Annotated in this window: 19 protein-coding genes and 1 pseudogene; 18 read left to right on the forward strand and 2 right to left on the reverse strand. The window is 75.6% G+C overall.

What is annotated here, in order from left to right; genetic code table 11:
* The first annotated feature begins 498 nt into the window (after positions 1-498).
* The 15 genes from ACK8HX_RS16620 (at position 499) to ACK8HX_RS16690 (ending at position 15,242) form a co-directional block, all read left to right on the forward strand.
* Positions 499-1,251, forward strand: a complete 753-nt coding sequence (locus tag ACK8HX_RS16620) for a tetratricopeptide repeat protein (RefSeq protein WP_411941831.1) — start codon at positions 499-501, stop codon at positions 1,249-1,251.
* Positions 1,248-2,222 (forward strand): HAD-IIA family hydrolase, encoded by a 975-nt coding sequence (locus tag ACK8HX_RS16625; protein WP_411941832.1) that lies wholly within the window; start codon positions 1,248-1,250, stop codon positions 2,220-2,222. The genes ACK8HX_RS16620 and ACK8HX_RS16625 overlap by 4 nt, the downstream gene beginning before the upstream one ends.
* A gap of 48 nt (positions 2,223-2,270) precedes the next feature.
* The gene (locus ACK8HX_RS16630) at positions 2,271-3,059 is read left to right on the forward strand and encodes a hypothetical protein (protein WP_411941833.1); all 789 of its coding nucleotides are present in this window, start codon (positions 2,271-2,273) and stop codon (positions 3,057-3,059) included.
* Complete coding sequence (locus ACK8HX_RS16635; RefSeq protein ID WP_411941834.1) at positions 3,056-3,271, forward strand: hypothetical protein; 216 nt, start codon at positions 3,056-3,058, stop codon at positions 3,269-3,271. Before ACK8HX_RS16630 ends, ACK8HX_RS16635 begins: the two co-directional genes overlap by 4 nt.
* Before the next feature lie 10 nt (positions 3,272-3,281).
* Complete coding sequence (locus tag ACK8HX_RS16640; RefSeq protein ID WP_411941880.1) at positions 3,282-4,091, forward strand: TlyA family RNA methyltransferase; 810 nt, start codon at positions 3,282-3,284, stop codon at positions 4,089-4,091.
* Positions 4,088-5,053: an NAD kinase gene (locus ACK8HX_RS16645; protein WP_411941835.1), complete on the forward strand. Its 966-nt coding sequence runs from the start codon at positions 4,088-4,090 to the stop codon at positions 5,051-5,053. Before ACK8HX_RS16640 ends, ACK8HX_RS16645 begins: the two co-directional genes overlap by 4 nt.
* Positions 5,050-6,735: a DNA repair protein RecN gene (recN, locus tag ACK8HX_RS16650; RefSeq protein WP_411941836.1), complete on the forward strand. Its 1,686-nt coding sequence runs from the start codon at positions 5,050-5,052 to the stop codon at positions 6,733-6,735. Before ACK8HX_RS16645 ends, recN begins: the two co-directional genes overlap by 4 nt.
* Before the next feature lie 23 nt (positions 6,736-6,758).
* A complete protein-coding gene (steA, locus tag ACK8HX_RS16655) occupies positions 6,759-7,937 on the forward strand; it encodes a putative cytokinetic ring protein SteA (protein ID WP_411941837.1) in 1,179 nt (392 codons plus the stop codon).
* Positions 7,934-8,893, forward strand: a complete 960-nt coding sequence (locus ACK8HX_RS16660; RefSeq protein WP_411941838.1) for a copper transporter — start codon at positions 7,934-7,936, stop codon at positions 8,891-8,893. Before steA ends, ACK8HX_RS16660 begins: the two co-directional genes overlap by 4 nt.
* On the forward strand, positions 8,890-9,699 hold the full coding sequence (locus tag ACK8HX_RS16665; protein ID WP_411941839.1) for a hypothetical protein: 810 nt from the start codon (positions 8,890-8,892) through the stop codon (positions 9,697-9,699). The genes ACK8HX_RS16660 and ACK8HX_RS16665 overlap by 4 nt, the downstream gene beginning before the upstream one ends.
* Positions 9,696-11,327, forward strand: a complete 1,632-nt coding sequence (gene murJ, locus ACK8HX_RS16670; RefSeq protein ID WP_411941840.1) for a murein biosynthesis integral membrane protein MurJ — start codon at positions 9,696-9,698, stop codon at positions 11,325-11,327. The genes ACK8HX_RS16665 and murJ overlap by 4 nt, the downstream gene beginning before the upstream one ends.
* A complete protein-coding gene (locus tag ACK8HX_RS16675; RefSeq protein ID WP_411941841.1) occupies positions 11,324-12,442 on the forward strand; it encodes a glycosyltransferase family 4 protein in 1,119 nt (372 codons plus the stop codon). The genes murJ and ACK8HX_RS16675 overlap by 4 nt, the downstream gene beginning before the upstream one ends.
* A gap of 19 nt (positions 12,443-12,461) precedes the next feature.
* On the forward strand, positions 12,462-14,174 hold the full coding sequence (locus ACK8HX_RS16680; RefSeq protein ID WP_411941881.1) for a CTP synthase: 1,713 nt from the start codon (positions 12,462-12,464) through the stop codon (positions 14,172-14,174).
* A complete protein-coding gene (locus ACK8HX_RS16685) occupies positions 14,167-14,823 on the forward strand; it encodes an NUDIX domain-containing protein (protein ID WP_411941842.1) in 657 nt (218 codons plus the stop codon). Before ACK8HX_RS16680 ends, ACK8HX_RS16685 begins: the two co-directional genes overlap by 8 nt.
* Positions 14,824-14,954: 131 nt before the next feature.
* Positions 14,955-15,242 carry a YchJ family protein gene (locus tag ACK8HX_RS16690; RefSeq protein WP_411941843.1) on the forward strand — a complete coding sequence of 96 codons (288 nt, stop codon included), beginning with the start codon at positions 14,955-14,957 and terminating at the stop codon, positions 15,240-15,242.
* Positions 15,243-15,578: 336 nt separating this feature from the next.
* On the opposite strand, the pseudogene merB reads toward ACK8HX_RS16690, so the two are convergent.
* Positions 15,579-16,127, reverse strand: a pseudogene (gene merB / locus ACK8HX_RS16695) (organomercurial lyase); the annotation flags it as partial.
* A gap of 118 nt (positions 16,128-16,245) precedes the next feature.
* On the opposite strand from merB, the gene ACK8HX_RS16700 reads away from it, so the two are divergent.
* Both ACK8HX_RS16700 and ACK8HX_RS16705 read left to right on the forward strand, forming a co-directional pair.
* Positions 16,246-17,010, forward strand: coding sequence for a response regulator transcription factor (locus ACK8HX_RS16700; protein WP_411941844.1), 765 nt, complete (start codon positions 16,246-16,248; stop codon positions 17,008-17,010).
* 132 nt (positions 17,011-17,142) lie between these two features.
* Positions 17,143-17,382, forward strand: coding sequence for a hypothetical protein (locus tag ACK8HX_RS16705; protein WP_411941845.1), 240 nt, complete (start codon positions 17,143-17,145; stop codon positions 17,380-17,382).
* 52 nt (positions 17,383-17,434) lie between these two features.
* On the opposite strand, the gene ACK8HX_RS16710 is transcribed toward ACK8HX_RS16705, so the two are convergent.
* Complete coding sequence (locus ACK8HX_RS16710; protein WP_411941846.1) at positions 17,435-19,021, reverse strand: serine/threonine-protein kinase; 1,587 nt, start codon at positions 19,019-19,021, stop codon at positions 17,435-17,437.
* 75 nt (positions 19,022-19,096) lie between these two features.
* Here ACK8HX_RS16710 and ACK8HX_RS16715 point away from each other — a divergent pair, with 75 nt between their 5' ends.
* Entirely contained in the window at positions 19,097-19,819 is a 723-nt protein-coding gene (locus tag ACK8HX_RS16715; protein ID WP_411941847.1) for a VOC family protein, read from the forward strand.
* Positions 19,820-19,937 lie beyond the last annotated feature (118 nt).

Raw genomic sequence — 19,937 nt, forward strand, 5'->3', positions numbered from 1 at the left:
TGGGAGAGTAGGACGCAGCCGGACAAACATTCCCAAAAAGGGGAGGACCACACCAGTCCTCCCCTTTTTGCATTCCCGTGGAAGGCCGCCGCGCGCAGTGCTGCGGCGGCGATCCGTATGCTGAGCCGCGACGCCCGCGCGGGCGCCGGCAGACGAAGGAGACACGACGTGCCCGAGAACGACGGACGTCAGGGCGGCAGCCGTGACGGCTCGCGCGGCAGCGGCGGCTCGGGTCGTCCTCCCCGCGGACCCTCCGGGCGGGCACCGGGCGGGGACCGCCGTCCGTCCGGCGACCGCCCGCGCGGAGGCGGCGGTGACCGTCCCTCGTCCGGTGGCCGCCCCCGACGAGGTGGTGGGGATGACCGGCCCCAGCGCGGCGGGCCGCGGTCCGAGGACCGCGCGCGTGGCGGTCGGGGCCGCGAGGAGCGCGATGACCGCGGCGGCAGCCGGCTCGCACCGAAGGGGCCGAAGCTCCCCGAGCCCAGGATTCCCGAGGGAGTGACCGGGAAGGAGCTCGACCGCTCGGTCCACCAGCAGCTGCGCACCCTGTCCAAGGAGAACGCGGAGGGCGTCGCGCAGCACCTCGTCATGGTCGCCGCCCTGCTCGAGGCCGACGAGCTCGACGCCGCCCTGGCGCACGCCGAGACGGCCGTGCGGCGCGCCGGCCGGGTCCCCGCGGCGCGTGAGGCGCTCGGCATGGTGGCGTACCGGACCGGCGACTTCGCCCGTGCCCTCACCGAGTTCCGCACCGTGCGCCGCCTCAGCGGGTCCTCGCACCTGCTGCCGCTCATGGTCGACTGCGAGCGTGGTCTCGGCCGCCACGGGCGGGCCCTCGACCTCGCCGCCAGCCCCGAGGCAGCGAGCCTGTCCGAGGCGGACCGCATCGAGCTGGCCATCGTCGTGTCCGGGGTGCGGCGCGACCTCGGCCAGGACGACGCCGCCCTCCTCGCCCTCCAGATCCCCGCCCTCAAGCGTGGCCCGAAGGCCGGCGTCCACCGGCTCCACTACGCCTACGCCGACGTCCTCGAGGCCCTGGGACGCCCCGACGAGGCCCGGGAGTGGTTCCTCAGGGCCGTCGAGGGAGATGTGGACGGCGAGACCGATGCCGTCGAACGGCTCGAGGAGCTCGACGGCATCGAGCTGACCGACACCGGCGACGACGAGCTCGACGACGTCATCGACCTCGCCGAGCTGGGGCTCGCGCCACCGGGCGCCTCGGCGCCCGCGGACGAGCCGCGCTCCGACGGGTGAGCCGGCATCCCGGAGGGCGCCCCCTCGTCGCCGGCTACGCAGCGGTCGTCTGCGACCTCGACGGCGTGGTCTACCGCGGTCCCGCGCCGGTCGAGGGGGCCGTCGAGTCGCTGTCCGCGGCGACCGTCCCCGTGCTCTACGCGACGAACAACGCCTCGCGCCCCCCGACCGTCGTCGCCGAGCACCTGCGCGAGCTCGGGCTGGACTGCACGTCCGAGCGGGTCGCGACGAGCTCGGAGGCCGGGGCGTGGCTGCTCGCCGACCGGCTCGGCCCCGGCGCCGAGGTCATGGCCGTCGGGGGCGTGGGCGTCGGCCTGGCCCTGGCCGCCGCGGGGCTCACCCCGGTGACACCGGCCGACCGGCGCTCCGGCCGGGCCCGGCCGGTGGCGGTCCTGCAGGGCTATGGGGCCGAGGTCACGGCGAGCGAGCTCGCGGAGGCCGCGTACGCCGTGCAGGGTGGCGCGCTCTGGGTCGCGACGAACACCGACGCGACGCTGCCCACGGACCGTGGGGTGGCCCCGGGCAACGGCTCGCTCGTCGCCGCGGTCGCGCGGGCGGTCGGACGCGGCCCCGACCTCGTCGCCGGGAAGCCGGAGGCGCCCCTGTACCTGCTCTGCGCCCGCCGCCTGGGGCTGGCCGTCTCGAGCGTGCTCGCCGTCGGCGACCGGCTCGACACCGACATCGAGGGCGCCGTGGCCGCGGGGGCCGACTCGCTGCTCGTCCTCACCGGCGTCGACGACCTCCAGGCCGTCCTCGAGGCCCCGCGGCACCGCCGGCCCACCTGGGTCGCGCCGGACCTCCGCGCCCTCCACGTCGACCCCTCCGCCGGGCCGGCCGGCACCGGCCTCGTCGACCTCGCGGCAGCCGTGGCCGCCGTGCACGACGCCCGGGACCGCTCGGCCGACCCCGCCGAGGTCTCCGCCCTCGCGGCCGAGGCCGAGCACGTGCTCGCGCAGGTCACGCACCGGTAGCGTGGCTCGCACAGGTGGCCGACCGGGCCGCCGCAGCGAGGAGGACCCATGGCCAAGCGATCCATCCAGGGCTTCGTCGAGCTCGCCTCCGGGCTCGGCGAGCTGACCCGCAGCCGCGCCCAGGAGGCGGCCACGGAGCTGCTCACCCTCACCGGGGTCGAGGGCTCGGGGAAGAAGGCCGCCAAGCAGGCCGGCAGGCTCGCCGAGGACCTCCTCGTCGCGGCCGAGGCCAACCGCAAGCAGGTGGTGCGGCTCGTGCGCAGCGAGGTCGAGTCGGCGATCAGCCGGGTGGACGTCGGGCGCCTCGTCAGCGAGGTCCAGGGCCTCGGGGCCACCGTCGCCGCGCTGGCCGCGCAGGTCGACGACCTCGCCCGCTCCGCCGCAGGGCGCCCGTCCTCCCCGGTGGCCAGGGTCGTCGAGGTCGAGCCGGAGCCCGCCCGCGTGGCCCCTCGTCCAGCCGCCCCCGCGCGCAAGGCCCCGGCCACGACGACTGCGAAGGCCCCGGCCAGGAAGGCGCCGGCCAGGAAGGCGCCGGCCAGGAAGGCCCCCGCCGCAAAGGCTTCGACGACGAAGGCCGCGTCGACGACCCCGGCCCGGAAGGCCCCGGCCAAGAAGACCACGAAGACGACGGCCGCGAAGACGACGCCCACGAAGGCCACGGCGAAGAAGGCCACGAAGGCCACGGCGAAGAAGGCCACGAAGGCCCCGGCGAAGAAGGCCACGAAGGCCACGGCGAAGAAGGCCACGAAGGCCCCGGCGAAGAAGGCCACGAAGGCCCCGGCGAAGAAGGCCACGAAGAGCGCGGCGAAGACCTCGGCCGGCGGGACCTCATCGTGAGCGAGCAGCACCACGACGACGACGCGCCCGACGCCACCTCGGCCGGGACCGCCGAGGACGTGCCCGCGCCCCCGGAGACCGGCGACCTCGTCATCGACGCCGCCCTGGGCGACCTCGCGGCGGCTCCGCCGGAGGACCTCGACGCCCAGCTCGCGTCGGGCGAGGCGGTGCAACGCACCCTCCAGTCACGCCTGTCCGACCTCGGCGGCTGACATCGCGCGGCTGGACGCCGAGCTGGTCCGCCGCGGTCTCGCGCGCTCCCGGGGGGAGGCGCGCGACCTCGTGGCCGGGGGAGCGGTCACGGTGGCGGGGCGCCCGGTGACCAAGGCGGCGCATCCGGTGGCCGAGGAGGACGAGCTCGCGGTCACTGCCGAGGGCCCACGCTGGGTGGGGCGGGCGGCGCACAAGCTCCTGGCCGCGCTCGAGACCTGGGCGCCGGAGGGGCTGGAGGTCGAGGGGCGCCGCTGCGTCGACGTCGGCGCCTCGACCGGGGGGTTCACCCAGGTGCTCCTCGCGGCCGGGGCCGCGCACGTCGTGGCGGTCGACGTCGGGCACGGCCAGCTCGCCGCCGAGGTGGCCGCCGACCCGCGGGTCGAGGAGCGCAGCGGCACGACGGTCAGGGGCCTGACCGCCGAGGACGTCGGCGGCCCGGCCGACCTCGTCGTCGCCGACCTGTCCTTCATCTCCTTGACCCTCGTCCTCGGCGACCTCGCGGGGCTGCTGCGGCCGGGCGCGGGAGACCTCGTCGTCCTCGTCAAGCCGCAGTTCGAGGTCGGGCGGGGGCGGCTGAACAACCAGGGCGTCGTCACCGACGTCGTGGACCGGGAGCGCGCGGTCCTCGGCGTCCTCGACGCGGTCCAGGAGCAGGGCCTGCACGTCCACGGACTGCGGACCAGCCCGATCCACGGCACGACGGGCAACACCGAGTACCTCCTGTGGGCGCGGTCGGTGCCGTCGGCCACAATGGGCGGGCAGCAGGTCCGCGCCCTCGCGCACGACCTCACGACCGACTCCCCGGGAGGCCGCCGATGACGACGACGCCGCCGCAGCGCCGCGTCCTCCTCGTCACGCACGTCGGCCGGCCCGAGGCCCAGCAGCTGGCCGCGGGCGTGGCGAGCCGGCTGATCGCCGCCGGTATCGGCGTCGTCGCGCCCTCCGACGAGCTCGTCGGCACCCCCCTCTCGACCGTCGAGGGCGTGGTCGCCGCCCCGCACGACCCCGGTGCCACCGGCCCCTGTGTCTCCGCTGCCGAGGGCTGCGAGCTCGTCGTCGTCCTCGGCGGAGACGGCACGATCCTGCGTGGTGCCGAGCTGTCCCGCGGCACGAGCGCCCCCGTCCTCGGCGTCAACCTCGGCCACGTCGGCTTCCTCGCCGAGGCCGAGCGCGAGGACCTCGACGCCACCGTCGAGCGCATCTGCGCGCAGGACTACACCGTCGAGGAGCGCACGACCCTCGAGGTCGTCGCCCGCGAGGACGGGCACGTCGTCTTCGAGTCGTGGGCGCTCAACGAGGTCACCGTCGAGAAGGCCTCGCGTGAGCGGATGCTCGAGCTCACCGTCGAGATCGACGGACGGCCGCTGTCCACCTGGGGCTGCGACGGCGTCGTCATGGCGACCCCCACGGGGTCCACCGCGTACGCGTTCTCCGCGGGCGGGCCGGTCGTGTGGCCCGACGTCGAGGCCCTCCTCGTCGTCCCGATCAGCGCCCACGCCCTGTTCTCGCGCCCCGTCGTCGTCGGCCCCACCTCGCGGCTCGTCGTCGAGGTCGTCCCGGGCACCTCGGGCAGCGGCGTCGTCTGGGCCGACGGCCGGCGCGCCGTCGACCTCCCCCCCGGTGCGCGCATCGAGGTCCAGCGGAGCACCGAACCGGTGCGCCTGGCCCGGCTCTCCACCGGAGTCTTCACCGACCGCCTCGTCGAGAAGTTCGCGCTGCCCGTGCAGGGCTGGCGCGGCGCGGCCCGGCGCCTCCAGGCCGAGGAGGACCCCGCCCCGTGATCGAGGAGATCCGGATCCGCGACCTCGGGGTCATCGACGAGGCCGTCCTGCCGCTCCACCGCGGGCTCACCGTCCTCACCGGCGAGACCGGCGCCGGCAAGACCATGGTCGTCACCGCCCTCGGGCTGCTCCTCGGCGGACGCGGCGACTCGGCCCTGGTGCGCACCGGCGCCGACCGCGCCGTCGTCGAGGGCGTGCTCGACCTCCCGGACGCCCACCCCGCCCTCGAACGGGCCGCCGATGCCGGGGGCGACACGAGTGACGGTCTCGTCCTCGTCCGCTCGGTCTCCGCCGACGGGCGTTCCCGCGCCCACGTCGGAGGACGTGCCGCGCCGGTGGGGCTGCTCGGCGAGCTCGCCGAGCACCTCGTCGCCGTCCACGGCCAGGCCGACCAGTGGCGCCTAAAACGGGCCGACCAGCACCGCGAGGTCGTCGACGCCTTCGGCGGTGCCGACCTCGCCACCGCGCTCGCCGCGTACCGCGAGGTCCACACGGCCCTGACGGCCGCGCAGGGCGAGCTCGAGCACCTGCGCGGCGCCGCGGCCGAACGGGCCCGTGAGGCCGACGCCCTGCGCGTCGGCCTCGAGCGGATCGAGGCGCTCGAGCCCCGGCCGGGGGAGGACGCCGACCTGCGGGTCGAGTCCGAGCGCCTCGGGCACGCCGAGGAGCTGCGGGCCGGGGCCGGCGACGCCCACGCCCTCCTCGCGGGCGACGACGACGCCGCGGCCGCCCCGGGCGTCCTCGACGCCCTCGCCGGCGCCTCCGCCCGTGTCGGGGCGGTCAGCGGCAGCGACCCGGCCCTGGCCGAGATCGGCACCCGACTCGACGAGCTGCGCTACCTCGCGGCCGACGTCGCCGCCGACCTCGGGTCCTACCTCGCCGACGTCGACGTCGACCCCGCCCGCCTCGAGCACGTCGAGCAGCGCCGCGCCGCGCTCGCCGAGCTGACCCGCCTCTACGGGCCGACCGTCGACGACGTCCTCGCGTGGGGGCAGCAGGCCGCGCTCCGGGTCGCCGAGCTCGAGGGGACCACCGACCGCATCGGCGGGCTCGAGGAGCACGTCCTCGCCCTCACCGCCGACCGCGAGGTCCGCGCCGCCGCCCTCACCGCGGCGCGCACCGCGGCGGCCACCGCCCTCGGGGCCCGGATCACCGACGAGCTCACCCACCTGGCGATGGGGTCGGCCACCGTCACCGTCGCCGTCGACGACGCGGGTCGCTTCGGGGCCGACGGCCGCGACGACGTCGAGATCCGCCTCGCGTCCGGCCCCGGCACCCCACCGCGCACCGTCACCCGGGCGGCCAGCGGGGGAGAGCTGAGCCGGGTCATGCTCGCCATCGAGGTCGCGACCGCCACCGACGTCAGCGCCGTGCCGACCTTCGTCTTCGACGAGGTCGACGCCGGGGTCGGAGGACGCGCCGCCCTCGACGTCGGCGCCCGGCTCGCCGCCCTCGCGCAGCACGCTCAGGTCGTCGTCGTCACCCACCTCGCGCAGGTCGCGGCCCACGCCGACCGCCACCTCGTCGTCGAGCGCTCGGACGACGGGCACGTCACCCGCAGCGGCGTCCACGCGGTCGAGGGCGACGCCCGGGTCGCCGAGCTGGCCCGCATGCTGGGGGGCAGCGGCACCGACGCGGCCCTCGAGCACGCCCGCGACCTGATGGCGCGCGCTCGCCCCTGAGCCGACGTGGCACGATGGTGCAGATGTCCATCCGCCTGCCCGCCCGTAGACACCGCGGCCCCGTCGACGGGCTCACCGGTCCCGCCCGCGTGGACCGGCGGACCAAGAACCTCACCAAGCGCCTGCGTCCCGGCGACGTCGCGGTCATCGACCACGAGGACATCGACCGGGTCAGCGCGGAGGCGCTCGTCGCGTGCCGTCCAGCCGCCGTCGTCAACGCCTCCCCCTCGATCTCGGGCCGCTACCCGAACCTCGGTCCCGAGATCCTCGTCGCCGCCGGCATCCCGCTCGTCGACCACGCCGGGCCCGAGGTCATGGCGCTCAAGGACGGCACCCCGCTGGTCGTCGAGAACGGCGCGGTCGTCAGCGAGGGGCGCACCGTCGCGACGGGCACGCTCTTGGACACCGAGGCCGTGCAGGCGGCGATGACGTCGGCGCGCGCGGGCCTGTCCGACCAGCTCGAGGCCTTCGCCGAGAACACCATGGACTACCTCCGCCGCGAGCGCGAGCTGCTCTTCGACGGCGTCGGCGTCCCGGACATCACGACCGACCTCGACGGCCGCCACGTCCTCATCGTCGTGCGCGGCTACCACTACAAGGAGGACCTCGAGACCCTCCGTCACTACATCCGCGAGTACAAGCCGATCCTCATCGGGGTCGACGGCGGCGCCGACGCCCTCATCCAGGCGCGGCACCGGCCCCACCTCATCGTCGGCGACATGGACTCGGTCTCCGACGACGCGCTGCGCTGCGGCGCCGAGATCGTCGTGCACGCCTACCGCGACGGGCGCGCACCCGGACTGGAGCGGGTCCGCTCGCTCGGTGTGGAGCCGGTCGTGTTCCCGGCCACCGGCACGAGCGAGGACGTCGCGATGCTCCTCGCGGACGACAAGGGCGCGAGCCTCATCGTCGCGGTCGGCACGCACGTGACGCTCGTCGAGTTCCTCGACAAGGGGCGCTCGGGGATGGCGAGCACCTTCCTCACCCGGTTGCGGGTCGGCGGCAAGCTCGTCGACGCCAAGGGGGTCAACCGGCTCTACCGGGCCCGCATCTCGATGTGGAGCCTCGTCCTCATGCTGGTCGTCGGGCTGCTCGCGTTGTTCGCCGCCCTGTGGTCCACCGACGGCGGCCGGGCCCTGCTCCAGGTGCTCGGCGCCCGCATCGACGACCTGTGGTCGTCCATCCAAGGAGTGTTCGGGTGATCGACTTCCGCTACCACCTCGTCTCCATCGTCTCGATCTTCCTCGCGCTGGCGGTCGGCATCGTCCTCGGCGCGGGGCCGCTCCAGGGCGAGATCGGTGACACCCTGAGCCGTGAGGTGGCCGGGCTGCGCGAGGACAAGGCGCAGCTGAACACCCAGCTCCAGCAGTCGACCGCGGCCCGCGACGGCCTCGACGACTACATCGGCGAGACCAACCCCGAGGTGCTGTCGGACGTGCTCGTCGACCGCAGGGTCGCCCTCGTCGTCCTGCCGGGGTCGGACGCGTCGGTCGCGGAGTCGAGCGCCGCGAGCCTGCGGGCGGCCGGTGCGACCGTCGCCTCGACGACGTCGGTCACCGACGCCTGGGTGACGACCGACGAGGCCACCGCAGCCTCGCGCGACGCCGCCGTCGGCGAGGCCGCGCGGGCGACCGGTGTCGACATCAGCGAGAGCGGTGCGGTCTCCCCGCGCGACGTCCTCCTCGCGGCGCTGCTGTCGGCGTCGCCGCAGCCCGGCGTCGAGCCGGTCCCGGCCGCCACGGCGGTGCAGGGGCTCGCGGCGCTCGTCGACGCCGACCTCGTCGAGGTCGACACCGAGGGCTTCCAGACCGCCGACCTCGTCGTCGTCGTGTCGGGGGTCGTCGGCTCCGGGGAGCCCGACGCGCGCGCCACGGCCGCCGAGCGCTGGGTCGACCTCGCGATCGCCCTCGACGACCGCAGCTCGGGTGCCCTCGTCGCCGCCGAGACCACGACGGCCGCCGCCGGGACGTCGGTCCTCGTCGCCGTGCGCAACGACGCGACGGCCACCCGCGGCGTCTCGACCGTCGACAACGCGGGGACCGCGCTCGGCCAGGCCAGCGTGGTCCACGGACTCGTCCAGCAGTCGGCCGGCGACGTGGGCCAGTTCGGCTTCGCCGGCGGCGCCGACGCCCCCTACGCACCGCTCCCGGCGTCGTGAGCCGGCTGAGGTCGGTCGCGGCCGCCGGGGTCGCGGCCGCTACGGCAGCCGGTGCCTTCCGTCTGCTCACCGAGCGGGTGCGCTCGTCGCGGTGGCGGCGCACGAACCACACCGGCGAGCCGGTCACCCTCCTCGAGGGTCCCGCCTACGTGCTCGGCGCCGCGGCCGGGGCGATGACGTCCGGCCCGGCCGGTGTCGTGGCGGTGCTCGGCGCCGGGGGCTTCGGTGCCCTCGACGACCTCGCCGGCGACGGCGCGAGCAAGGGCCTGAGGGGACACCTCGGTGCTGCCGCCCGGGGCGAGGTCACCACCGGCTTCGTCAAGGTCGTCGGGATCGGCGCGACGGGGCTCGTGGCCGCCGCGCTCGCCGACCGCCGGCGCGACGACGTCGGCGCGCTCGACACCCTGGTCGGCGGGGCCGTGGTGGCCGCCGCGGCCAACCTCGCGAACCTGCTCGACCTGCGCCCGGGGCGGGCGCTCAAGGCCACCGTCCTCGCTGCGACACCCCTCGCCGCCGGTTCCGCGGGCCCGGCCGCCAGGCGGGCGGCAGCGGCCGCCGGCGCGGCCCTCGGCGTCGCCGCTCCCGACCTCGCCGGGCGCGCCATGCTCGGTGACACCGGCGCCAACGCTGCCGGCGCCCTCGTCGGGACGGCCCTGCTCGACGCGAGCGGGCGTCGCGGCCGCCTCGTCGCGCTCACCGTGCTCACCGCCTTGACCCTGGCGTCGGAGAAGGTCAGCTTCACGCGTGTCATCGAGTCGACGCCGGTCCTGCGCGAGCTCGACGCGTGGGGTCGCCCCGCCCGATGAACACCCGTCGCGTCGCCACCGGGATCGCGGGAGCCGCCGGGCTCATCGCGCTGACGACGCTCCTCGCCCGTGCGGCCGGGTTCGCGCGCATCCTCGTCTTCGCCGACGCCGTGCGCGCCCGCGGTGTGGGTGAGGTCTACCAGAGCGTCAACGCCCTGCCGAACGTCCTGTTCGAGGTCGCGGCCGGCGGGGTCCTCGCCGCCGTCGCCGTGCCACTCATCGCGCACCGGCTGGGGGCGGGGGAGCGCGAGCGGGCCGACCGGCTCGCGTCGGTCCTGCTCTCGTGGGCGCTGGTCGTGCTCGTGCCCCTCGCCGGCCTGCTCTGGCTGGCGGCCCCGGCCCTCGCCGGGTGGCTCATCACCGACTTCGACCCGCGCGCCCACGAGGTCGCCACGACCCTGCTGCGGATCTTCGCCGTGCAGGTGCCGCTCTACGGGGTCGGCATCATCCTCACCGGGCTGCTCCAGGCCCACCGGCGCTTCCTCGCCGCAGCCGTCGCGCCGCTCGTGTCGTCGGTCGTCGTGCTCGGGTCCTACCTCTGGTACGGCAGCCTCACCGGTGGTGAGACCGCGCCGTCCAGGGTCTCCGACACCGCGATCGGCGTCCTCGGGTGGGGCACGACGCTCGGCGTGGTGGTCCTCTCCCTGCCCCTCGTCGTCCCCGCGCTGGCGACCGGGTGGCGGTGGCGTCCGGGGTTGCGGCTCGAGCGTGACGACGCCGTGCGGATCGGCGCGCTCGCCGGGGCGGGCGTCCTCGCCCTCGCCGCCCAGCAGGGCGCCGTCCTCGTGACGATCTGGCTCGCCAACCACTCCGGCGACCGCGGGACGTTCCCCGTCTACCAGTACGCCCAGGCCGTCTACCTCCTCCCGTACGCCGTCCTCGCGGTGCCCGTGGCCACGAGCGCCTTCCCGGCGCTCGCGGAGCGCAGTGGCGCGGGGGAGGACGCCACCGCCACCGTGGCCAGGTCGCTGCGGGCCGTCCTCGTCCTCACCGGGCTCGCGGCCGGCGTCCTCCTCGCGACCGCCCCGGCGGTCGGCGCCTTCTTCGCCGTCGTCGACGCGCGCCGCGGTGCGGACGGCGCCAGTCCGGCTGCCCTGGCCGCCCTGCCCGGTGCCCTGACCGCCTATGCGCCGGGTGTCGTGGGGTTCGGGGTCACCGCCCTGCTGACGCGTGCCCTGTACGTCCGCGGCCGGCCGCTCGACGCCGCGATGGCGGTGGCGCTCGGCTGGGCCGTGGCGGCCCTCCTCCCGCTCGTGGTCGTCGGCGCCGGACAGGGGCCGGACGCCACGCTGCGCTGGCTCGGCCTCTCGTCGACCCTCGGCATGACGGTGTCGGCGGCCGGGCTCGCCCTCCTCGTGCGCGGCACGTGGGGCCGGGAGGCGACGGCCGGGGCCGGCCGCACCGCCGGCGTCCTCGTGCTCGCCGCGGCCGCGGCACTCCTCGTCGGCGACCTCGTGACCCGAGGCCGCTCGATGGACACGCTCCTGGCGGCCGTCCTCTGGGGCGGCGCGGCGGGGGCCGTGGGGCTCCTCGTGGGGGTGGTGGTGCTCGGCGTCGGCGACCGCGCCATGATGGGGGAGGTCCTGCGACGCGGCCGGACCCGACGACGCGGAGGCTCATCGACGTGAAGGTGCTCGTCGTGCTCGGGACGAGCGCGGGCGGTGTGGGACAACATGTTCGGGGGTTGGCGACGTGGCTGACCCGGGCGGGGCACCACGTGGTCGTCTGCGCCCCCCCGGAGGTGCTCGACCGCTTCGGGCTCGCGGAGGTGGCGGCCGTGGTCGTGCCGCTCGACGTCACCGACCGCCCCCACCCGGCGCGCGACGCCCGGGCCGTGCGGGCCCTCGCCGCCCTCGCCGCCGGCGCCGACGTCGTCCACGCACACGGGCTGCGCGTCGCCGCCCTCGCGGTCCTCGCCACCGGGCGCGGCGGCCCGCCCGTGGTCTCGACCCTGCACAACGCCGCGCCGTCGGGCGCCCTCCTCGGGGTCGTCTACGCCGGGCTCGAGCGCGTCGTGGCGCGTGGGAGCGCTCTCGTCCTCGGGGTGTCCGCGGACCTCGTCGAGCGGATGCGCGCGCTCGGCGCCCGCCGCACGGCCCTCGCCGTCGTCCCGGCCCCGCCCCGCCGCGAGGCGTCCCGCGACCGTCACGTCGTGCGCTCCGAGCTCGGGGTGGCGCCCAGCACGGCGCTCGGCGTCGTCGTCGCCCGGCTGGCCCCGCAGAAGGGCCTCGACCTCCTCCTCGACGCGCACCGCGAGCTGCGCGACGACCCCGAGGTCGACCTGCTCACCGTCGTCGCCGGCGACGGCCCGCTCCACGACGCCCTCGAGGCCCGCGTCGCCGACGAACGGCTCCCCGTGCGGCTCCTCGGGCGCCGCGACGACGTGCCCGACCTCCTCGCCGCGGCGGACGTCGTCGTGTCGAGCGCCGTGTGGGAGGGGCAGCCCGTCGCCCTCCAGGAGGCGCTGCACGCCGGTGCCGCGATCGTCGCCACCGACGTGGGCGGCACCGGGGCGGTCGTCGGCGACGCGGCCCTGCTCGTGCCCGCCGCAGAACCGGTCTCGCTCTCGCGCGCCGTGCGCGACGTCGTCCTCCACGGGTCGGTCCGCGACGACCTCCGCTCCAAGGCGGTCGAGCGGGCCCAGCACCTGCCGACCGAGGACGACGCCCTCGCGGCCGCCCTCGACGCCTACCGATCCGTCGTCCGCACTCCGGGTGTCGGTCCTGAGCAGGGCGGTTCATGACGTATCGTTGAAGCCCGTGGTGCTCCAGACGACGAAACAGATCTTCGTGACCGGAGGCGTCGCCTCCTCCCTCGGCAAGGGGCTCACGGCCTCCTCCCTCGGACACCTGCTCCGGGCGCGGGGACTGCGGGTGACGATGCAGAAGCTCGACCCGTACCTCAACGTCGACCCCGGGACGATGAACCCGTTCCAGCACGGCGAGGTCTTCGTCACCGACGACGGCGCCGAGACCGACCTCGACATCGGCCACTACGAGCGCTTCCTCGACGTCAACCTCAAGGGCAGCGCGAACGTCACGACCGGCCAGGTCTACAACCGGGTCATCACCCGGGAGCGGCGCGGGGAGTACCTCGGTGACACCGTCCAGGTCATCCCGCACATCACGAACGAGCTCAAGGACCGGATGCGGGCCCAGGCGGCCGGGTCGCCCGGGGTCTCGGACGCCGACGCGCCCGACATCATCATCACCGAGATCGGCGGCACCGTGGGCGACATCGAGTCGCTGCCCTTCCTCGAGGCCGCGCGCCAGGTCCGTCACGACCTGGGCCGCGACAACGTCTTCTTCCTCCATGTCTCGCTCGTGCCCTATCTCGCGCCGAGCGGCGAGCTGAAGACCAAGCCGACCCAGCACTCGGTCGCCGCGCTGCGCCAGGTCGGCATCCAGCCCGACGCGCTCGTCCTGCGCGCCGACCGCGAGATCCCCGAGTCGATCAAGCGCAAGATCAGCCTCATGTGCGACGTCGACACCGAGGCATGCGCGGCCGCCGTCGACGCCCCGAGCATCTACGACATCCCCAAGGTCCTGCACCGGGAAGGCTTGGACGCGTACGTGATCCGCCGCCTCGGCCTCACCTTCCGCGACGTCGACTGGACCGCCTGGGACACCCTCCTCGAGCGCGTGCACGAGCCCGAGCACGAGGTCGAGGTCGCCCTCGTCGGCAAGTACATCGACCTCCCCGACGCCTACCTCTCGGTCACCGAGGCGCTGCGCGCCGGCGGGTTCCACCACGACGCGAAGGTGCGCATCCGCTGGGTGCCGTCCGACTCGTGCGAGACCGAGGCCGGCGCGACGAAGGCGCTCGGCGGGGCCGACGCGATCCTCGTCCCCGGTGGCTTCGGGGTGCGCGGCATCGAGGGCAAGGTCGGTGCCCTCCGGTGGGCGCGCGAGCGGCGCGTCCCGACGCTCGGCATCTGCCTCGGGCTGCAGTGCATGGTCATCGAGTACGCGCGCACCGTCGCCGGCATCGAGGGCGCGAGCTCGACCGAGTTCGACCCCGACACCCCCGCCCCCGTCATCGCGACGATGGAGGAGCAGAAGGCGTTCGTCGAGGGCGCGGGAGACCTCGGCGGCACGATGCGACTGGGCAGCCAGCGGGCCGTGCTCCGCGAGGGGTCGGTCGTCGCGCAGGCCTACGGTGCCACCCACGCGGACGAGCGCCACCGCCACCGCTACGAGGTGAACGAGGGCTACCGGCAGCGCCTCGAGGACGCCGGACTCGTCATCAGCGGCACGCACCCCGAGCTCGGTCTCGTCGAGTTCGTCGAGCTGCCGGCCGACGTCCACCCCTACTACGTCTCGACGCAGGCGCACCCGGAGTTCAAGTCGCGCCCGACCCGTGCCCACCCGCTCTTCGCGGGGCTGATCGGTGCGGCGATCGAGGAGCAGCGCGCGTCGCGGCTCGTCGAGGTCGAGCGGCAGCGGCACCACGAGCCCGCCGAGGCGAATGCCTGACGAGCAGGTCGCGCCGCTGCGCGACGTCGTCGAGCCGCGGCCGGTGCTGCGGTCCGAGCTGTCCTTCGAGGGGCGGGTGTGGGACGTGCGCAGCGAGCACGTGGACCTCGGCGCCGCAGGGGTCGTCGTCCGCGACTTCGTCGACCACACCGGCGCCGTGGCGGTGCTCGCCCTCGACGACGAGGAGCGGGTCGTCGTCGTCCAGCAGTACCGGCACCCCGTCGGGGCGTTCGAGTGGGAGCTGCCGGCCGGGCTCCAGGACGTCGCGGGGGAGCCGCCGGTCCGCACCGCCGCGCGCGAGCTGGCCGAGGAGGCCGACCTCACCGCGTCGCAGTGGCACCTGCTCGTCGACCACTACGCGTCGCCGGGCGGGTCGAGCGAGGCCCTGCGCGTCTTCCTCGCCCGCGGCCTCGCCGACGTCCCTGACCACGAGCGCCATGAACGCGACGGCGAGGAGCTCGGGATGCCGGTCCGTCGCGTGCCCCTCGACGACCTCGTCGAGGCGGTGCTCGCCGGCCACGTGCACAACGGGACCCTGATGATCGCGGTGCTCGCCGCAGCTCGGTTTCGGGACGGCGGATGGACGGGTCTCCGCTCCGTCGACGAGCCGTGGCCGACGATGTCCCGTCCTCGCGGGTCGCGGTCGTGAGCGGCCTGGGCCGGTCGACCGCCCCAGGCAGCGTGTGCCCGTGCGGCGGTGTGCCGCAGGGTAGTCCGTACGACTCGTGCTGCGGGCCGATCGTCGCCGGCGAGGTCGCGGCGTCGACGGCGGAGGCCCTGATGCGGTCGCGCTACTCGGCCTACGCCGTGGGCTCCGGGGACCATCTGTTCCGCACCTGGCATCCCCGGACGAGGCCCGACGACGTCGACCCCGACGGCCGCGTGCGCTGGGTCGGCCTCGACGTCATCGACTGTGTCGCAGGCGGACCCGACGATTCAGAGGGTGTCGTCGAGTTCCGTGCCCACTGGGTCTCGGACGACGACGGGCCCACCCGTCGGGGGGAGGTGCACGAGCGCAGCGCGTTCGTGCGACGGGCCGGACGCTGGGTGTACCTCCGAACGGAGTGACCGCTCAACCCGTCGCTCGTTCGTCCCGTCGTGAGTCGGACGAACGGCTGATTTCTCGTCAGTTCGCCCGGATGTGCTTGCGACACTGCCAGAGTCGTCCCAGAGCGAACGATCGGGACCCTGCATCCCGCTCGGTCGACCGGGCGACGAGGACCCTGCATCCCCGTTCTCGCCGTGGAAGGCGTTCTCCGCAGGCCGACGGGCCGCGGAGGACGCCTTCCCCTCGTTCAGGCCCCAGAACGGCCCCGAGAGACCGACCTCACGGAAGTAGTCCTTCGCCTCGGCCGGCTCCCGGCGCGTGTACCCGTACTCGAGCCGACCGGCGTACCAGCCGCGGGCGAAGCGCCACAGGGTGGCGAGGTCCATGACCTCGCCGCGGGCGTTCCCCGTCCGCGCGAGCCAGTCCGCCACGCATCCGGTGTCGCAGAACAGGTTCTGGTGGCGGCAGGTGTGGACGACGTCGTCCCACATGTGGGCAGTGGGGACGAGGAAGTGCGCCACCTGGCCGCCCGTCGGGGGGCCCTCGGTGCCGACCACCCAGGCATGGGGTCGACCGCAGCCCGGGCAACGCGTGGCGACGAGGACGGGCGCCTGGTCGGGGAGGAGGTGCGGGAGCGCGAACGAGTCCCACGCACACCCGCCCCACCACAGCGTCGACGGGCCCATGACCGAGAAGCCGAGGTTGACCGTGGCGAACGGGTGCGCCATGACGATGCGCTCGTCGGTGTCGAGGACCACGTGGCGGGTCGCGGCGAGCTCGCGCAGGCCGGCCGCCACGTCGTCGACGCGGGCTCCGACGAGGTCGGCCAGCCCGGCGGCGTCCGGGACCCGTCCGGTCGCGGCGAGCTCGCGGTAGACCGTGACCCGGAGGTGTTCGACGTCCATCGGTCCAGTCTCGGCGCCACGGGGCCCGGCCGGAAGACCCTGAGATCCCTCTCGGTCGGACCGGGGCAGATGTCGGGAACCCGAGGTCACTGGGCTGCGGGGATGGTACCCATGGGTGATGGAGCCGTCGCGCCTCGCCCGGGAGGCGCTCCGGCTCGCCCACGAGGCGGCCGACGGGGCCGGTGTCGTCCCCGAGGCGCTCGGCCTGCTCGACCGCGCGGTGGGTGCCGACGTCCTCAACAGCTCGCTGTCGCTGGACCTCGGCGGTGACGCGCGGACGGAGGTGACGATGGTGCACGCCCCGCCCCTGACGCCGAGGGAGGACGAGGAGTGGCGCCGACTCCTCCCGACGCACCCTTTCGCGGCCTCCGTCGTCACCGGCGGCCGGCGGACCGCCCGGCTCACCGACCACATGGGGCTGCGCGACCTCGAGGACCTCGAGGTGTACCAGACCCTGCTCGAGCCGCGGGGGAGCCGCTACCAGCTGGCCGCCGTCCTCGCCGCCGACGACTCCTCGGTCTCGATCCTCTCGCTGTGGCGGACCGACGAGGACTTCTCCGCCGACGAGGTCGCGGCCGTCGAGCTGGTCCGCCGCGCCCTCGCGGCGGCCCTCGACTACCGCGCCGTCGTCGACGAGCTCGCGCGGATGGCGGGGCCGACGGGCGCCGAGGACGTGCTGACGCCGCGCCAGCGGCAGGTCTGCGCCCTCGTGGCGAGAGGCCTCACCAACTCCCAGGTCGCCGCCCGCACCGGGGTCACCGAGCGGACCGTGCGCAAGCACCTCGAGGACGTCTTCGCCCGGACGGGCTGCACGAGCCGGACCGCGGTGGCGCTGTGGTGGCGCGAGCACGGCGGGGACCGTCGGGGGACCCCACGCGCCTGAGCGGTCACCGGCCCCCGGGGGGTGGCGCATCCGCCACTGGTGGCGCCCGAGCGGCCTCGGTCACCCTGAACGCACAGGATCCGGGCTCCGGGGCGGGACCGCGGGGGCCGGCGGACGAAGGAGGAGGACCACATGGGACGAGCACGCACGACACTGGCGGTCGCTGCCGTGGCCGGAGCGGCCCTCGCGCTCGCGGCGCCGGCATCCGCGGCTCCCTCGCCGAACGCCTCGTGCGTCGGCCGGGTGTTCCAGCCGCAGGCCGTGGGGGAGCCCGGGGCGGTCGCGGACCGGATCGCCGAGATCAAGGGCTTCATCGACACCTCGTTCGGCGCGGTGATCGGGGACTTCGCGCGCTGGCCCGACTGCGGCTGACCGAGCCGGCCCGGCGCCGACCGCAGGGGGTCGGTCGCCGGGCCTCCTCGCGTCACTGGTAGGAGATGAACTGCGGTGTGGGGCGGACCTGTTCGAGGGTCTGGCGGGGGGTGAGCATCGGGGTGTCCTCGTGCTCGAAGTTCTTCCACCCGAGCCAGACCCCCTTCGGGAGCCCCTTGCGCAGCTCGCCCCACGTGCCCTGCTTGGCGTGCTGAGGCCCCTGGCCGTCGGCGTGGACGACCCACTGGACCTCGTCGAGCGAGGTGTCGAGGCGCTCTCGGCCACGGATCATCGACGGCCGGAACTGGTGCAGCGTGAGGACCTTCGGGGGGAGGTCGTGCTCGCGCACGAGTGCCGCGAGCCAGGCGCCGACCTCGTTGACCTCGTCGACGTCGACCGAGCCGATCTGCTCGAGGTGCCTCTCGTCCTCGCCGAGCCGCCACTCGGGGTCGAGCGCGAGGCCGACCCACGGCCGGCGGAGGAGCTCCTCGTAGGACTTCGCCTGCTCGAGGAAGTGGGTGCGGCCCGGCTGGAGGTCGAGGACGACGTAGGTGTCCGCCCGCTCGGCCGCCTCGACCCACGGCCGCAGCTTCGAGACGGGAGCCGACGTCGAGTAGTCGCCGTCGTCGCCGGGACCGCCGGAGGCGATCGTCGCGATGATCTCGAAGGCGGGCACGACGGTGACGTCGGTGAGGGCCGCGTACTCGTCCGCGGCCCTGCGGGCGCGGCGGACGGCCTTCTCCGCCGACTGTTCCCCGAGCATCCCGAGGGAGGACGTGCCCGGGTGCCCGTAGAGCGCGACCATCATCCGCCCGGGGAAGGCGAGGAGCCCCCCGCCCGGGAGCTCGTCGGCGAAGCGCGCCGTGCGGACGCGACGCGCGAACCGCTGGGCGTCGAGGGCGGGGGCGAGCCCGAGGACGGCGGCCTCGGGGTGCGCCCGGAGCGCCTCCACGACCTCGGGCTGCGCGCGCGGGTCGGGCTGGGGGAGAGGCGTGGTCCTCGCGCCGACAGCGGCGAGGGTCGCGGCGGCCGCCGACGTCACCTCGGCCCCCTCGGCAGCGAGGACGAGGGCACCCGCACCGGGGGGCTTCCGCGGCAGGCCGGGAAGACCCGCCAGGCCGTCGTCGGAGCCGGCGTCGACGACCTCCCGGCGGCCGAGCCGCCGGGGGACGGCGGGGGTGGCCGTGGACCCGCCGCTCCGCGGCGCCACGCGGACGACGGTGCGGGTGCCGAGCCGGTCGAGCTCGGCCTCGAGCTCGGTCTCGAGCCCCTCGTCGACGACGAGCGCGGGGATGCCGAGGCGCCGGGCGACGTCGGCGCCGGCGTCCATGGAGCGGGGGTCCGTCGAGGACACGACGACCGCGGTGGACCGGGCGAGGACGGCGCGGGACACGGCGAGGGCCGCCTCGCCGGGGCGGGTGGTACCGGGGTCGAGGACGCCGCCGCCCTCCGCGCCCCTCGACACGACCTCGTGCGGGCGTCCGCGTCCCGCGCCACGGTCGGCGCCCGCCCGCGGGGCGTCGTCGCCGGTCGTGCAGGCGGCTGCCCCGGTGCTCACCCCGGCCGCGAGCACGGCCCCGGTGCGCAGCAGCGCCCGGCGCGGCACGGCGGTCGCGGCGGGTCTGGGGGTGGACGGCATCGGTCAACACTGGCACGGACACCGGCCGCGTCGTCAAACCCGTGCGCTGTCGGTCCCGGACGGTAGACAGGGTGGATGCACCTCGAGAACGTCGTCGTCGACGCGGTCGACCCCCAGCGGCTGGGCCGCTTCTGGCAGGCGCTGCTCGGCACGGCCCCGCTCACCGATGCCCCGGGCAGCTACGAGACGCGGCTGGCGGTCCCGGACGGACCGGTCCTCGACCTGTGCTTCGAGAAGGTGCCGGAGCCACCGCGGCCGGGGCCGCGGCTGCACCTCGAGGTCTCCGGCGGTGAGCGCCAGGGCGAGGTCGTCGCGCGCGCCCTCGACCTCGGCGCCCGGCACCTCGACATCGGGCAGCGTGACGTCCCGTGGGTCGTCCTCGCCGACCCCGAGGGCAACCCGTTCTGCGTCATGGAGGGGCGCCCCGAGTACGCCGCGTCGGGGCCGCTGTCCTCGCTGCCCCTCGACAGCGGCGACGTCGAGCGCGACACCCGGTTCTGGTCCGAGCTGGGCGGGTGGGTGCCCGTCGCGAGCGAGATGGCGAGCGCCCTGCGGCACCCGGGCGGCCACGGACCGCTCCTCGAGCTCTGCCCGGAGCCGGCGCCGAAGGACCCGGCCGTGAAGAACCGGGTCCACCTCGACCTCCGGCTCGACAGCGGCGAGACCCTCGAGGAGGCCGTCGAGCACCTCCGCGACCTCGGCGGCAGCGAGTGGGACCACGGGTGGGGCGAGCTGCCCTGGCGGGTGTGCCGCGACCCGTCGGGCAACGAGGTGTGCCTGCTGCCTCCGGCGCGGTAGGGCGGGGGGAACGCGGTCGAGGAGCGTGCACGGGCCTCCGTAGACTGTCCCGAGTGCCCGGGCGGGGCGCCCGCGCGGCGTCGCCCCGGCACGCGACCCGCACACCGCACCCGAACCG

The organism is Oryzobacter faecalis, from assembly GCF_046764005.1.
Taxonomy (GTDB): Bacteria; Actinomycetota; Actinomycetes; order Actinomycetales; family Dermatophilaceae; genus Oryzobacter; species Oryzobacter faecalis.